At 67.7% G+C, this 15,444-nt stretch carries 11 protein-coding genes and 1 tRNA gene; 1 reads left to right on the forward strand and 11 read right to left on the reverse strand.

What is annotated here, in order from left to right; translation table 11 throughout:
* Positions 1-181: 181 nt before the first annotated feature.
* The 9 genes from rplT to BQ7355_RS00045 all read right to left on the reverse strand — a co-directional run bounded on the left by rplT (position 182) and on the right by BQ7355_RS00045 (position 7,102).
* On the reverse strand, positions 182-541 hold the full coding sequence (gene rplT, locus BQ7355_RS00005; RefSeq protein ID WP_072414329.1) for a 50S ribosomal protein L20: 360 nt from the start codon (positions 539-541) through the stop codon (positions 182-184).
* A 47-nt stretch (positions 542-588) separates the two neighbouring features.
* Positions 589-786 carry a 50S ribosomal protein L35 gene (rpmI, locus tag BQ7355_RS00010; protein WP_072414330.1) on the reverse strand — a complete coding sequence of 66 codons (198 nt, stop codon included), beginning with the start codon at positions 784-786 and terminating at the stop codon, positions 589-591.
* 28 nt (positions 787-814) lie between these two features.
* The gene (gene infC / locus BQ7355_RS00015) at positions 815-1,402 is read right to left on the reverse strand and encodes a translation initiation factor IF-3 (protein ID WP_205407532.1); all 588 of its coding nucleotides are present in this window, start codon (positions 1,400-1,402) and stop codon (positions 815-817) included.
* A gap of 281 nt (positions 1,403-1,683) precedes the next feature.
* Entirely contained in the window at positions 1,684-1,878 is a 195-nt protein-coding gene (locus BQ7355_RS00020; protein ID WP_072414331.1) for a type II toxin-antitoxin system antitoxin, read from the reverse strand.
* Positions 1,879-2,035: 157 nt separating this feature from the next.
* Complete coding sequence (locus BQ7355_RS00025; protein ID WP_072414332.1) at positions 2,036-3,055, reverse strand: SPFH domain-containing protein; 1,020 nt, start codon at positions 3,053-3,055, stop codon at positions 2,036-2,038.
* Positions 3,056-3,499: 444 nt separating this feature from the next.
* Positions 3,500-3,586: transfer RNA gene (locus BQ7355_RS00030), tRNA-Leu, on the reverse strand.
* Between the two features lie 44 nt (positions 3,587-3,630).
* Positions 3,631-5,055, reverse strand: a complete 1,425-nt coding sequence (locus BQ7355_RS00035; protein WP_072414333.1) for a transglutaminase-like domain-containing protein — start codon at positions 5,053-5,055, stop codon at positions 3,631-3,633.
* Positions 5,056-5,387: 332 nt separating this feature from the next.
* A complete protein-coding gene (gene fba, locus BQ7355_RS00040; RefSeq protein WP_072414334.1) occupies positions 5,388-6,254 on the reverse strand; it encodes a class II fructose-1,6-bisphosphate aldolase in 867 nt (288 codons plus the stop codon).
* A 140-nt stretch (positions 6,255-6,394) separates the two neighbouring features.
* On the reverse strand, positions 6,395-7,102 hold the full coding sequence (locus BQ7355_RS00045; RefSeq protein ID WP_072414335.1) for an MBL fold metallo-hydrolase: 708 nt from the start codon (positions 7,100-7,102) through the stop codon (positions 6,395-6,397).
* Positions 7,103-7,232: 130 nt separating this feature from the next.
* Between BQ7355_RS00045 and BQ7355_RS00050 the strand changes: the two genes are divergently transcribed.
* A complete protein-coding gene (locus BQ7355_RS00050; RefSeq protein WP_072414336.1) occupies positions 7,233-9,383 on the forward strand; it encodes a Tex family protein in 2,151 nt (716 codons plus the stop codon).
* A gap of 136 nt (positions 9,384-9,519) precedes the next feature.
* Here the strand turns inward: BQ7355_RS00050 and BQ7355_RS00055 are convergent, their stop codons facing one another.
* Both BQ7355_RS00055 and recJ read right to left on the reverse strand, forming a co-directional pair.
* Positions 9,520-11,907, reverse strand: coding sequence for a RelA/SpoT family protein (locus BQ7355_RS00055; protein WP_072414337.1), 2,388 nt, complete (start codon positions 11,905-11,907; stop codon positions 9,520-9,522).
* Between the two features lie 14 nt (positions 11,908-11,921).
* Complete coding sequence (recJ, locus tag BQ7355_RS00060) at positions 11,922-15,239, reverse strand: single-stranded-DNA-specific exonuclease RecJ (RefSeq protein WP_072414457.1); 3,318 nt, start codon at positions 15,237-15,239, stop codon at positions 11,922-11,924.
* Positions 15,240-15,444: the final 205 nt, after the last annotated feature.

The raw sequence follows: 15,444 nt of genomic DNA on the forward strand, positions 1-15,444 counted from the left end.
CGTGCGTCGAGCAGACACGCCCTCAAGCGGCGCGGCCACCGGGTGAAGATAGATGGACCCTGCCCTCCGCGGTAGCTCCGCGGAGGGCAGGGCCTTTTTGCCACTTGACAATGTTCAACTCATATTAGAAAAAGGGGCGCCGATGGCACCCCTATTTGAAGACACGATATGTGTTCGATCTTTAAGCCTCGAGCGCCTTCTTGGCGATGGCGGCGAGCTCGTTGAAGGACTCGATGTCCTCGTAAGCCATCTCGGCCAGGACCTTGCGGTCGAGCTCGATGCCAGCGACCTTCAGACCGTGCATGAACTGAGAATAGGAGATGTCGTTCAGGCGGGCGGCGGCGTTGATACGGGTGATCCAGAGGCTGCGGATCTCACGCTTCTTGTTGCGACGATCGCGGTACTGGTACTGCAGGGAGTGCTGGACCTGCTCTTTAGCATGCTTGTACGTACGCGAAGCGGCACCGTAGTAACCCTTCGCACGATTCATGACGGTACGGCGCTTCTTCTTTGCGTTCACAGCGCGCTTAACACGTGCCATAGCTAATCAACTCCTAGTAAAAACGAAACGAAACGAGCGTGACCGGATTAGCGGCCGGCGAGACGGGCGTTGACGACCTTGGCGTCGGCAGCGGCGATCTCGGTCTCCTGACGGAAGTTGCGCTTGCGCTTGGTGCTCTTCTTGGTGAGGATGTGGCTCTTGAAGGCCTTGGCACGCATGAGCTTGCCGGTACCGGTGCGGCGGAAACGCTTCTTGGTGCCGCTGTGGGACTTCATCTTAGGCATGAACTTCTCCTTAATCGGTTGCTACTGACTACTTCTCGGGCGCTGCGTCTTCGGCTTCAACCTTGTCGAAGGCTCCCTTGATCGGAGCGAGGACCATCAGCATGTTGCGGCCCTCGAGTTTGGGTGCGGAATCGACCGTGGCGTACGGCTTCAGGTCCTCGGCCAGACGGTCCAGCACGTTCAGGCCCTGCTCGGGGTGGGCCATCTCGCGGCCACGGAACATGATGGTGACCTTGACGCGCGCACCCTTCTTGAGGAAGCGCAGCACGTGACCCTTCTTGGTCTCGTAATCGCCCTTGTCGATCTTAGGCCGGAACTTCATCTCCTTGACCTCGACGCGCGACTGGTTCTTACGAGCCTGCTTGGCCTTGATGGCCTGCTGGTACTTGAACTTGCCGTAATCCATGACCCTGCACACCGGCGGCTCCGCGTTAGGCGCGATCTCCACCAGGTCAAGGCCCTGCTCATCGGCAACGCGCTGTGCGTCGCGAATGCCGAACAGGCCGAGCTGCGAACCATCTACGCCGATAAGACGGCACGTGGTCGCGGTAATGTCCCCGTTGATGCGGGTGTCATCAGACCTAGCTATTGTCCCAACCTCCTTCTTGCGAGACAAAACAAAACCCAGATGCCAACAAGCAGCATCTGGGCACAACGTAGAAAACGGTCCGAAACCGGTACATCTTCGTTTGTTGGACCAGACAGCTACCCATATGGCGCCGAAAGGTGGGGGCCTTGCCCCTCTTTCACATAAAGCTGCTAAAAGCAGCACCGTTGAATATTAGCATACCGGACAGCAACTTCACACTTTCATCACGAGCGGTTTGCTCGCCGGCCATCACCCGCCGGCCATCACCGCGCCCCGATGCACCCGACGCCGGAATCCGCGACGCGACCTCACTCCCCTCGTGCCTCCCCCCGCTCGCGGGAAGCGGGATCCTCGCGACGAGGCAGCCTCCCGGCCCGCTTGAGGGCGTCGCGCAAGATCCACTCGACTTGGCCGTTTGCGCTGCGCATCTCGTCGTCCGCCCAACGCTGGACCGCCTCCCATACGACAGGGTCTATGCGGAGAGGATACTGCTTGCGTGCCATGGCGTGCCTTCTTATCGGGATGGACCTTGGGTGGTGGGCCATCTTCCAGCGTATCAAATACGGCGAGCGGGCGGTGTCGACTGGAGCACCGGTACGGAGAGCCTGCGTTCAGCGCCGCAGGACCTCGATTTAGGGACCGTCCCTACATCGAGATGGGCTAGTAGAGGGAGCCGGCGTTGACGATGGGGTGCGTCTCGGACTCGCCGCAGAGAACCACCATGAGGTTGCTGGCCATGTTTGCCTTGCGCTCGTCATCCAGCTCGATGGTTCCGCCGGCGGCCATCTCCTTCACGGCCATGTCGACCATGGAGACGGCGCCCTCGACGATCTTCTTGCGCGCGGCGATGACGGCCTCGGCCTGCTGGCGGCGCAGCATCGCCTGGGCGATCTCGGGAGAGTAGGCGAGGTGGGTGAGGCGGGCGTCGTCCACCTCGACGCCGGCGGGCGCGAGACGCATCGCGAGCTCGCGGCGCAGGGCCTCGGAGACCTCCTCGACGTTGGCGCGCAGCGTGATGGCGCCCGCGGCGTCGGACTCGTCCTCAAGGTGGTCGTAGGCGTACACGCTGGCCACGTGGCGCAGCGCCGTCTCGGCCTGCATGGCCACGTAGCTCTGGTAGTCGTCGACGTCGAACAGGGCCTTGGCGGTGTCGGCCACGTGCCACACCACGACGGTGGCGATCTCGATGGGGTTGCCCATCTTGTCGTTGACCTTCAGGCGCTCGCCGTTCAGGGTGCGCACGCGAGTGGAGATGGTGCAGGGGTTGCCCTTGACGGCCTTCTGGGCGGCGGCCTTGGCGGCCTTCGAATCGCTCATCTCGAGCTCGAGCATCTCGCCGATGCCGGCGGAGCCGCCCATGCTCTTGCTGTAGAACGGGTTCGCCCAGAAGAAGCCCTCGTCGCGCACGGTGCCCACGTACTTGCCGAAGAGGATGCACACGCGCGCCTGGCCGGGCTGCAGGGAGAAGAAGCCGTTCAGCGGCAGGAACCAGGAGCAGAAGGCAACGATGCTTGCGCCCAGCCCCAAGCCGTAGGCGGCCGGCGCGTCGACGCCGTCGGGCGTGCCGGCGATGCCGGCAACGCTCCATATGAAGAGGCCGACGATGGCGACGAGCGCCACGATGACGACGGCGAGCATGCCGTAGCCCGACTTGGCCTTGAGTTGCTTTTCCACGCTCATGTGAGTTCCTTTCACGACTGCACCGGCGTTTGCGTGACAGCCCCGGCGCCACCCCCAGATTGCGATGGGGAGGGGGCGAGTCCCCGAGCAGTCCGTGCGGCTGCTGATTGCATTGTGATATCACATTGAGACCATGTCAAGGGAATTGGCATTCCGAGGCCGAACGACAACAGACGGCGCATGTATGAGGGCCGGCATGAGAGGGCGGACAGGCAGACCGGTCGTGCCGCGATTTCGGAAGCGCGCACCGCCGCTGCCGATTCGCCGCCCGAACGCCTCGACTGAGGAAGCAGACGCCGGATTGAGGTGGATGCACGACACGAAGCCCCGTCGAGCGGCCGAGACCCCGCTCAATTTGGCGCCTGTCCCCGATTTAGGCGTTTGACCCGGGACGCAGAGACCGTAAACGAAAAGGACCCCTGACGGGGTCCTCTCGCATGCATATGGTGCCCGAGGCGAGGGTCGAACTCGCACGATGTCGCCATCGGCGGATTTTGAGTCCGCTGCGTCTGCCAATTCCGCCACTCGGGCACGCGTCTGCACATGGTACCACAACCGAGGAGGTGCGCACCCGATCAGACTTCCGCCATCTCGAGCAGCTCCACCGTGCGAATCATCTCGCAGGCATCGAGTCCGCGCCCGTCGACGGCGGCCTCCCCCATCTGGTTGTCGTAGGGGTCCGAGCGCACCTCGTCGAACGAGGGGACGAGATCCGCTTGAAAGCGGCTGTTCGCCACCATGCGCCAGGGATCGAGGTTGCCGAAATGGTGCCTGCGGCGCACCTCGTCGCCTGCGCGACGCGCCGACGACCCGAACGAGCAGTCCGCCCAGAGCCAGCCGTATTCCTCGGTGTAGAACATCGCCCAGTCGTGGGGCCCGATGTAGTCGCAGGCGACATACAGGCCGCTCTGCCAGCGCGCGGGAACTCCCGCGATGCGGCACATGGTGATGAAGAGCAGCGCCATGACGCCGCAGTCGCCTCGGAGCGACTTGGCGCACGCGTCCGCAATCGCATCGAGCTGCGCATATTCGGGCTGGTAGCGGTAATCCACGTTGCGCGTCACGTAGTCGTAGATCGCACGCGCGCGATCCACGGGACGCTCGATGCCGCCCACGACCCGGGCGGTCAGGGCGCGCAGGTAGGGCGTGAACAGGATATGGGGCCGCTCCTCAGCGAGGTCAGCCGGCGACACCGCGCCGTCCGCAACCGCGTGGCGGGCGGGAGCGGGACGCTCGGTGTCGACATACGGCGCGCGGATGCGATACCTGTAGACGACCTCGAAGGTGCGCAGCGCGTCCGACTCCCAGAACACGGTGCGGGCCGAGGCGTCCTCCGGTGCGAACAGGGCGCCTTCGGTTGCGGAGAGCATCTCGATATCGCTTTGCTGGGGCGAGGCGGCAGGGACCGGTAGCCAGGCCCGAACCGTCTGGCCCGCGCGGGCGCCGGGCACCTCGATCCGTGCCCGCACGGTCACGAGCCGCTCGGAGAAGCCGCGGTCCCGCATGTCGGCGAGCATGGCGTCGCGGGTCGCCGTGTCGGAGGGGGCATCGGGAGCAAGGCCGGGGACCTCGGCGGGGTACACGCGGAGCGAATCGAGGAAATCGGCGAGGAAGCGCTGCTCCCCGTCGACCATGCGCCAATCGATGCGCCCGCGCTCGACGAGCTCGTCCAGCTGTCCTTCGGTGAATTCCGGCCATTCGACGCGTATGAGCTCGAGGGCGCGCTCGCGGCTCACGCAGAACTGCCGCGCGAGCCGACCCATGCGATGGCGCTCGATTCGCAGGCATGCGGCGAGCTCGGGCTCGACCCCGCCTGCTTCGAGCATCGCCGTACAAGCCGCGCACGCTGCGTCCAGCCTGCCGATCGCCTTCAGCCGAGCGATCTCGGCAGGAAGGCCGACGTCCAGGAAGCGGTAATCGCCGTTGCGCGCGCCGTCGACGGCACCCAGCGGCCCCTCGGCGACGACTCCGTCCGCCGGACACACAGTCCTGACACCCATGATTACCTCCGCTTACCGTAGACATGATCATTAGAAGTGTATCCGAACGCCGCGGTTCGGAGAGGCGGCGGGGCCTGCGCGGCGGCGAGCGCGGAGCACGGCGTCGCGGGAGCATCCGACCGGAACGGCGCACGGGGCCCGCGGGGCATCGCGATCTGACCGGGCTGGCGGGAGCGACCGGACCCTCATGCCGGCACCCCGCGATTTCGCCGCGCGAAAACGACCGCCGCGCGCACTGCCCCCATGCCGGCGCGGCGCGTCCCGCATACGAGAACGGGCGGCACCGCAGGGGTGCCACCCGTCGCACGACGCAATGCATTGCAGAGCGAGCGCTACGCCTTGTTGACGGAGCCGAACTCCTCCATGAGCTCCTTGGTGCGCGCGACGATCGCCTCGCGACCGGGCTTGAGAAGCTTGCGGGGATCGTAGCCCTTGCCCTGCTGGTCGAGACCGGCCTCGATGTACTCGCGGGTGCCGCGGGCGAAGACGAGCTGCAGGTCGGTGTTGACGTTGATCTTGGAGACGCCAAGGGAGATGGCCTTCTGGATCTGGTCAACCGGGATGCCGGTGCCGCCGTGCAGAACGAGCGGCAGGTCGCCGACCTCGGCCTTGATCTCGCCAAGGCGCTCGAAGGACAGGCCAGCCCAGTCCGCAGGGTACACGCCGTGGATGTTGCCGATACCGCAGGCGAGGAAATCGACCCCGAGATCGGCGATCTGCTTGCACTCGGCAGGGTCGGCGAGCTCGCCGTTGGAAGCGACGCCGTCCTCGACGCCACCGATTCCGCCGACCTCGGCCTCGATGGACATGCCCCTCTCGTGGGCGAGCTTGACGAGCTCGGCGGTGCGATCGAGGTTGAGCTGGAAGGTCTCCTCATGGGAACCGTCGTACATGATCGAGGTGAAGCCGGCCTCGACGCACTTGAAGCAGTCCTCGTAGGAGCCGTGATCGAGATGCAAGGCGACCGGGACGGTGATGTTCAGGGCTTCGACCGCGGCCTTGACCATATCGGCGCAGACCTTGTAGCCGCCCATCCACTTGGCGGCGCCGCCGGTGCACTGGATGATCAGCGGGGACTTTGCCTCTTCGGCGGCCTGCAGGATGGACAGCGTCCACTCCAGGTTGTTGGTGTTGAACGCACCGAGCGCGTAATGACCGGCCTCGGCCTGCTTCAGCATGTCTGTTGCGTTAACGAGCATGGAAACCCCCTGTTGTCTCGTTGTCGAAATGACGCATATAGGATACCACGGGCCCTATATGAAAGGTTTTTTCACAAATAAAGAAACAGTGGTCATAAAACTTTCATCCATGAACGGGCGGTTCTAGGCGCCGAACGGCGTCAGGATGCGTGGGCGCGCAGGGCCTCGCGGACGAACGGGTTGGCGCAGAGCTCCTGGGAGACCGTCGTGGTCCCGTTGTGGCCGATCAGGCAGAGCGTGTCCTCGGGCAGCATCGCGAACAGGCGCGCCAAGGTGCGCATGATCGTCGCGTCGTCACCGCCCTCGAGATCGGTGCGCCCGTGCCCGCCCGGGAAGAGCGTGTCGCCCGTGAAGGCGATGTCGCCCTCCTCCGTCGCGGCGAACAGGACGATGCCGCCCGGCGTGTGCCCGGGAGCGTCGAGCACCTGGAGCTCGACATCGCCGAACGCGAGAGTATCGCCCTCGGCGAGCGAGCGGTCGGGCGCCGGGGGCTCCTCGGTATCGAGGCCGTAGAACCCGCGGAGATGGCGAATCGCTCCGGGAACGATGGGGATATCCGCTTCCGACATGAGAAAGGGGACGTCCTCGCCCAGCACGCGGCGCATGCCCGCGACCCCGCCGACGTGGTCGGCGTGCCCATGGGTGCACGCGATCGCGACGATGCGGACACCGGGATGTCCATCGATGAAATCGCGCGCCAGGCGCTCGCCCTCGGACGCCGGATCGATCACCACGGCCTCGTCGCCCGAGATCGCAAAATAGGTATTCGTCTGAATGGGCCCGTTCACCACGCACTCGACCCGCATCGTCCCGCGCGGAACGCAATCGAGCTCTGTCTCGGCCTGCATCGCGGCCTCCCTTCCGCCCCGTGGGGCGCACTCGTTGGACAAGGGGATTGTAACGGGTAATTCCATGTGCACGCCGATATGACCCTACAATACCTACACCTAGCACGAAACCGAGACGGATTGGAGCCGGATGCTGGATATCGAACAGCGCATCGCCGATGAGCTCGGCGTCGCCAAGGAGCATGTCGAGGCGGTCATCAAACTCATCGACGAAGGGAACACCATCCCGTTCATCGCACGGTACCGCAAGGAGGCCACCGGCGGCATGGGCGACGAGAAGCTGCGCGACCTGGACGCGCGCCTCTCCTACCTGCGCGGGCTCGAGGAGCGCAAGCAAGAGGTGCTGCGCGCCATCGAGGAGCAGGGCAAGCTCACCGAGGAGCTCCGCGGCGAGATCGAGGCGGCGGACATGCTGCGCCGCGTCGAGGACCTCTACAAACCCTATCGAAAGAAGCGCGCGACCCGCGCCTCCAAGGCACGCGCGGCGGGGCTCGAACCGCTCGCCAACCTCATCATGCTGCAAGCCGATGCCCCGCAAGGGGCCCTCGGGGCGGCGGCGCGCTATGTAAACGGAGACGCAGGCTACGCCACACCCGAGGCCGCCCTCAAGGGCGCCGAGGACATCGTCGCGGAGACCATCGCGGACGACGCGGAGAACACCGAGGCGCTGCGCTCCTACACGGCGCAGACCGGCGCGGTGAGCGTCGAGGCCGTCGACGCGGGCGAGAAGACCGTCTACGAGCCGTACTACGACTTCTCCGAGGCGGCGGCGCGCATCCCCAACCACCGCGTGCTCGCCATCAACCGCGGCGAGGCGGAAGGCAAGCTCAGCGTCCGCGTGCGCACCGATGCCGACGCCGCGATCGGCCTTCTGGGCAGGCGCTATCCCCGCCGTCGCGGCGCGTTCGCGGACGCCTTCGACGCCGCGCTGGCAGACGGCTACAAGCGCCTCATGGCCCCCTCGCTTGAGCGCGAGGTCCGAAGCGCGCTCACCGAGCGGGCGCAGACCGACGCCATCGCGGTGTTCGCCAAGAACACCGAGGCCCTCCTCTCGGCCCGCCCCGTGCGCGGGGCGCGGGTGATCGCGCTCGACCCGGGCTTCCGAACCGGCTGCAAGGTCGCCGTGCTCGACGAGTTCGGCAAGCTGCTCGACTACGCCACGGTCTACCCCACGCCGCCGCGGAGCGACGTGGCAGGGACCAAGCGCAAGCTCGCCGAGCTCATCGGTCGCTACCGGATCAACACCATCGCGATCGGCAACGGCACCGCGAGCCGCGAGACCGAGCAGGTGGTCTCCGATTTCATCGCCGAGTCCGGGGCGGACGTCCGCTACACCATCGTCAACGAGGCGGGCGCCTCGGTGTACTCCGCCTCCGAGCTCGCCAGCGAGGAGTATCCCGACCTCGACGTGACGACCCGCGGCGCGATGAGCCTGGGCCGCCGACTGCAGGACCCGCTCGCCGAGCTGGTGAAGATTCCTCCGCAGTCCATCGGAGTCGGCCAGTACCAGCACGACCTCAACCAGGTCGAGCTGGGGCGCGCGCTCGGCGACGTGGTCGAGCGCGTCGTCAATCGCGTGGGCGTCGACCTCAACACAGCGAGCGCGAGCCTGCTCTCCTACGTTTCGGGCATCACGCCGCGCATCGCGAAGAACATCGTCGCCTACCGCGAGGAGCACGGGGCGTTCACCGACCGGCGCCAGCTCAAGAAGGTGCCCATGCTGGGACCCAAGGCGTACCTCAACTGCGCGGGCTTCCTGCGCATCACCGGGGGCGCGAACCCGCTCGACGCCACGAGCGTCCACCCCGAGAGCTACCCCGTGGCGACCGCGGTGCTCGAGCGCGCCGGCGTGGACGCCGCGGCGCTCGCCGCGGGCGGCGTCGCCGACATCGCCCGGCGCGTAGGCAATGCCGGCGAGCTCGCGACCGAGCTCGGCTGCGGCGTCCCCACCCTTCGCGACATCATCTCCGAGCTGGAGAAGCCCGGCCGCGACCCGCGCGACGACGCGCCTGAGGTCGTGTTCAGCCGCTCCGTCACGAGCCTCGCCGACCTCGAGGTGGGCATGAAGCTCACCGGAACGGTGCGCAACGTGGTGGACTTCGGCGCCTTCGTGGACATCGGCGTCCATCAGGACGGCCTGGTGCACATCTCCAAGCTCGCGAAGCGCTTCGTCAAGCACCCGAGCGACGTGGTGTCGGTGGGCGACACCGTCGACGTGTGGATCTGCGGCATCGACCGCGACCGCGGCAAGATCTCCCTCACGATGGTCGAGGGGAAGTAGCCGCATCGCCCGGACGCGGGCGCGGACGGCGATGCGCGGCGCGCCCCAAACGGGCCTCAAGACACCGAACCGCCCTCAAACCACGAGCCGGGCCCCTTCGGACCCGGCTCGTTTTCATTCGCATGTCCCGGCGCGCTCAGCGGCGGCGCTTCATCTGCGCGCCGCCCTCGCCCGGCATGAGGCGCCGCGCGTCGTAGACGCTCTCGACCGAGGAGATGGCGGTGAGCAGCGGGTCGAGACCGCTCGCGTCGGAGATCTCCACGAGGAAGCGCAGCGTCGCCACGCCCTCGCGGTCGGTGGCGGTGGCGGCGGACAGGATGTTGCCGCCCGCGTCGCCGATGGCGATGGTGACGTCCTTGAGCAGGCCCATGCGGTCCAGGCACTCGACGACGATCTCGACCTGGAAGAGCGCGTCGGCGGCACCGTCCCAGTCGACCTCGATCATGCGCTCGGGATGCTCCATGAGGCCCTTCACGTTCGGGCAGTTGGCGCGGTGCACCGAGACGCCGCGGCCGCGCGTGATGAAGCCGACGATCTCGTCGCCCGCCACGGGGTTGCAGCAGTGCGCGAGGCGCACGAGCAGCGCGTCGGCGCTCTCCCCCTTCACCACGACGCCCGAACTGGCCTTGCCGCGCTTCTGCGGCTTGCGGTTCGAGCCGCGCGCGGGCTGGCGCGCGATCCCGGCGATCGCCTCGGCCTTGCTCGTCGCGCCCTCGGGCTTGGGGTCGAGGATCTGGGCGACTTTGTTGCCCACCATGCGCACCGCGACCTTGCCGGAGCCGATGGCGGCGAACACGTCCTCGAGCTGCTTGTAGTTGAGCTGGTCGGCCACGGCGTTGAGCGCACGCGTCGTGCGCGGCGTCGAGATGCCGTATCCGCGCCGGCGCAGGTCGCGCGCGAGCTGCTCGCGCCCCGCCGTGGCGTCCTCGTCCTTGGTCGCGGCGGCGAAATAGCGGCGCAGCTTGGACTTCGCACTCGGGGTGCGGACCAGGTTGAGCCAGTCGCGGGAGGGACGGGCGCTCTTGTTGGTGAGGATCTCGATGCGGTCCCCCATCGCGAGCTCATGCGAGAGCGGCGCCACCGCGCCGTTGACCTTGGCGCCGACGCAGTGGTTGCCCACCTCGGTGTGGACCGCGTAGGCGAAATCGAGCGGCGTCGAGCCGGCGCGGAGGCTCATGACCTCGCCCTTGGGCGTGAAGACGAAGATCTCCTGGTCGAACAGGTCGACCTTGAGCGAGTGCAGGAACTCCTTGGGATCGCCGATCTCGTCGTCGACCGCCCAGTCGAGCGAGCGGCGCAGCCAGTTGATCTGGTCATCGAGACGCTGGGCATCGCTGGACTTGGAGGCGGTCGACCCGCCGGAGCGCTTGTACAGCCAGTGCGCGGCGATGCCGTACTCCGCCTGCTCGTGCATCTCGTAGGTGCGGATCTGGATCTCGAGCGGACGCGCCGTGGGGCCGATGACCGTGGTGTGCAGGCTCTGGTAGTTGTTGAACTTGGGCATGGCGATATAGTCCTTGAAGCGCCCGGGCATGGGATGCCAAAGCGAATGGACCGCGCCGAGCGCCGAATAGCAGTCGCCCACGGTGTTGGTGATGACGCGCAGGGCGACGAGGTCGTAGATCTCGGAGAACTCCTTGCCCTTGCGGCGCATCTTCTGGTAGATGGACCAGTAGTGCTTGGAGCGCCCCTTGATGGAGAAGCCGGTGAGGCCGACGCGCCTGAGCTCCTCGTCGAGCGTCTTGATGGTCTCGGCCAGGTAGCGCTCGCGCACCTCGCGGCTCTCCGCGACCATGCGCGCGATGCGCTGGTAGGCCTCGGGCTCGAGGTAGAAGAACGAAAGGTCCTCCAGCTCCCACTTGATGGAGCTCATGCCCAGGCGATCGGCGAGCGGGGCGTAGACGTCCATGGTCTCGCGCGCCTTGAACAGGCGGCGGTCCTCGCGCAGGGCCGCCAGGGTGCGCATGTTGTGCAGGCGGTCCGCCAGCTTGACGATGACGACGCGGATGTCGCGGCTCATGGCGAGGAACATCTTGCGCAGGTTGAGCGCCTGCTTCTCGTCCATGCTGTCGACCTCGATGTTGGTGAGCTTCGTGACGCCGTCCACGAGCTCGGCGACCGTCTCGCCGAAGATGCCGGCCACGTCGGCAAGCGACGTCTCGGTGTCCTCCACGGTGTCGTGGAGCAGGGCGGCGCAGACGACGTCGCAGTCCATCTTGAGCTCCGCCAGGATGATGGCGACCTCGACCGGATGGTTGATGTAGAGCTCGCCGCTCCGACGCTTCTGGTCGCGGTGCTTCTCGGCGGCGAAGCAGTACGCGCGCTCGGCCTTCTCGCGATCCGCCTCGCTCATGTACTTGCCGATGAGCTCCGAGAGGCGGTCGTAGTTGTCCGCCATGATCTGGTAGGGCAGGTCATCGGCGTGCGCGTAGTGCACGAGCTCGGAGGTGGGACGGAGCGTGCCCTCGAGGTTGGTGTGCTTGCTGCGACTGCGCGCGGCGTCTGGGCTGGTCGGGGTGTTCATACAGGGCTCCTTGGCTACAGCGAGCGGGGCGTGATGGGTCGGTTGATACGCGAAAGCATATCAGAAGCGGGGGCGGTGAGCGCCCAGTCGCGGAAGTCGGAGAACTCCAGGCGTGCACGGAGCCCCTCGAGATAGCGAATCGAGCGCGAGAGCTCGACGCGACCGGGCCGATCGGCCATGCGGATCCTCCTGCCGTCCCGCACGCGCTCGACCTCGGCGAACCCGAGCTCCTCGAAGACGGCGAGGCCGCAGGATACCGAGCGCTCCTCCACCGGGCTGCGCGCGTCGATGGCGAGGCACATCTGGGCGATATCGAGATCGGTCGCGTCGATGTCGCCCTCCCCCGTCCTGCCGCGGTTCGCGCGCCACATCGTCTGGAGCGCGCGGTACAGCGTGACGAGCTCCTCCCGCCCCGGCGCCGCGGCGTCGAGCAGGCGCTCGTTGATGCGGGCGTCGCGGGCGGAGTAGAGCAGATGCACCTGGGCGGTCTGACCGTCGCGCCCGGCGCGGCCGCTCATCTGGTTGAACTCTATCGAACCGAACGGCATGTGGTAGAGCACGACGTGGCGCACGTCGGGAAGGTTCACGCCCTCTCCGAACGCGGAGGTGGACACGATGCAGGCGAGCGACCCGTCGCGGAACGCCCCCTCGACGCGGGCGCGGTCCTCGCGCGCGAGCCCGGCATGGTAGAACGCGATGGAGCCGGCCGCCTCGGGGACCCGGCGGCGCAGCGTGCGCGTGAGCGCCTGCGCCTGGTCGCGCGAATTCACGTAGACGATGCACTTCTCGCCCGTCGCGACGATGGAGACGAGCCGGTTTTCGCGATTCGCGACGTCGCGCGCGTCATCGACCATCAGGTTGTCGCGCACGTGCTCGTCGACGACGACGCGGTCGATGCGGGCGAGATCGCGGATCTCGTCCACGATGGGCGACGACGCCGTCGCGGTGGTCGCCAGGACCGTCGGGCGACCAAGCGCGTCGAGGATGCGGGGCAGGTCCAGATAGCTCTCGCGGGCGCCGCCGCGCGCCACCCCGGCGTGATGGGCCTCGTCGACGACGAGGAACCCCACGCGTCCGGGGCGCGCGAAACGGTCGGTATGGATGGCCAGGAACTCCGGCGTGGTGAGGACGATGTCGACGCGCCCGGAGGAGAGGCCGCCGAACGCGGCGTCACGGGCGGCGATCGGGGTCTCGCCCGTCAGGACCGCCACGCGCACGCCCATGGCGCCGAGCCGCTCGGCGAGGTGGAAGGCCTGGTCGGAGACGAGGGCCCGCAACGGGTACACGAAGATGCTCGCGCGCCCGTTCAAGATCGCCTCGCGCGCGGCGTGGACCTGGAAGATCAGGGACTTGCCGCGCCCGGTGCCCATGAGCGCCAGCACGCTCTCGCGCGCGGCGAGGGCATCGAGCGCCTCGACCTGCGCGGGATGCGGGGACGACGAGCCGATCAGGCCGTGGATGAGGGAGCGCGTCAGCTCGTCGTAGGAGAGGTTCGCGAGCATCGCGCGGCGGGCGCGGTCGCAGGCCGGCTCCGGATCGCGCGCGGAGGCGGGCGCGGGGGCGAGGGACTCCGGCCCGCACGGCCGCGCGGCGCCGTCCGCCGAGCCGCCGGTGCCGTCATCGCAGGTACGGCACAGGATGTCGCGCACCATGAGCTTGGACTTCACGCGGCCCTGCCAGCGCTCGGCCACGGCTTCGAACACCAGGTCGACCACCGTGTCGCAGCACACGCGCTCGGCGATATCGGGGACGCGGAACATGATTGCCGGAACGCTCGCAGCGCCGTCGGTGGCGACGAAGCGCATGTGCTCGCCCGTCTTGCCCACGACCGCGCGGTCGCACATCGTGACGCCCGTGGCCGCGAGCAGCGGGACCTTGTTGCCCTGCCCGAACGGCTCGAGCACCGAGATGCGCTCGACCGTCTCGACGTCGAGCTCGGAGAGCGATACGACCGCGGCGACCTCGTCGGTGTCCTCGAAGTCCTCGGCCGGGACCTCGGCCAGCACCTCCTCGAGGCGGGTACGAAGCGCATCGAGGTCCTCGGCGCGGCAGGTGACGCCCACGGCGCCGGCGTGCCCGCCGAAGCGGATCAGCAGGTCCGAGCACCGCTCGACCGCATCGAAGAGGTTGACCGACCCCACGGACCTGCCCGACCCGCGGGCGATGCCGTCGGAGATGGAGAAGAGCAGGGCGGGAACGTGGTAACGGTTGGTGATGCGCGTCGCCACGATGCCCTTCACGCCCTCGTGCCAGCCCTCGCCGCCCACGACGACGACGCGCCCGCCGTCGTAGGTGCTCTCGACGAGCGCCAGCGCCTCCTCGGCGAGCGCGGCCTCGATCTCGCGGCGCTCGCGGTTGACCTCCTCGAGCTCGGCGGCGAGGCGGCCCGCCTCGGCGGCGTCGCGGGCGAGAAGCACCTTGAGGGCCAGGGCCGGATCGGCCATGCGGCCCGCGGAGTTGAGCCGCGGGATGAGCGAGAAGGAGAGCGAATCCGCGGTGATGGTCGAAAGGTCCGTGCGCGCGAGCGCCGCGAGGGCGATGTACCCCGGGCGCGTCGTGGCGCGCATCTGCGCGATGCCGTCCGCCACGAGCGCGCGGTTCTCGCGCGTGAGCTGCATCATGTCCGAGACCGTGCCCAGCGCGGCGACCTCCGTGTAGCGGCGCCAGAGGTCCGGATTCCCGAGGCGCTCGCCCAGAAGCTGCACGAGCTTGAGGGCGACGCCGGCCCCGGCGAGCTCCCGGCTCGGGCTCGCGTCAGCGAGCTTGGGGTCCGCGACCGGAATGCCGGTGGGGACAAGGTCGGCGGGCTCGTGATGGTCCGTCACCACGATATCGATGCCGCGCGCGGTGAGCGCCGCGACCTCCTCGCGCGCGGCGATACCGTTGTCCACCGTCACGATGAGCGACGGGGCGCACTCCTCCACCACGCGATCGAGCGCCGCCGCCGACAGGCCGTACCCTTCCTCGAAACGATGCGGAATGAACGGGTGGACGCAGCCGCCGAGCGCCCGAAGCGCCTCGGTGAGCAGGCAGGTCGACGTGATGCCGTCGACGTCGAAGTCGCCGAACACCGCGATGGACTCGCCCGCCGCGAGGGCCGACGCGACGCGATCGGCCACCTCAACGAGGCCGGGGATGATGGACGGGTCCTCCCAGTCGCGCTCGAGCGAGGGGGTGAGGAACAGGCGGCCCTCCTCGGGATCGGTGATGCCGCGCGCGACCATGATGCGCGCGACGAGCGCGGGGACTCCCAGGGCGTCCGCCAGGCGGCGCTCGGCGGCGACATCGTTGTTCGCGACGACCCAGCGGTGCGTGGTCTTAAGCGAAGACACGGCGGACCACCCCCAGCGGGAAAGCCGTACGGGATGGGACACGGAGCGCGGCGAAAAGGCCGCGCGCATAGGCATTGCGCTGCATAGGCGGCAACTTTCTGGATGGGCCCGCTGCGGCGGACCGAGCTGTTGAACGCTTTCCATTATACGCGCCGCCCGGACAGCCGCCGAAGGCAAACGGGGGAACGGTCGCGAAGGCGGGAGC

The organism is Collinsella phocaeensis (assembly GCF_900119895.1).
Lineage (GTDB): Bacteria > Actinomycetota > Coriobacteriia > Coriobacteriales > Coriobacteriaceae > Collinsella > Collinsella phocaeensis.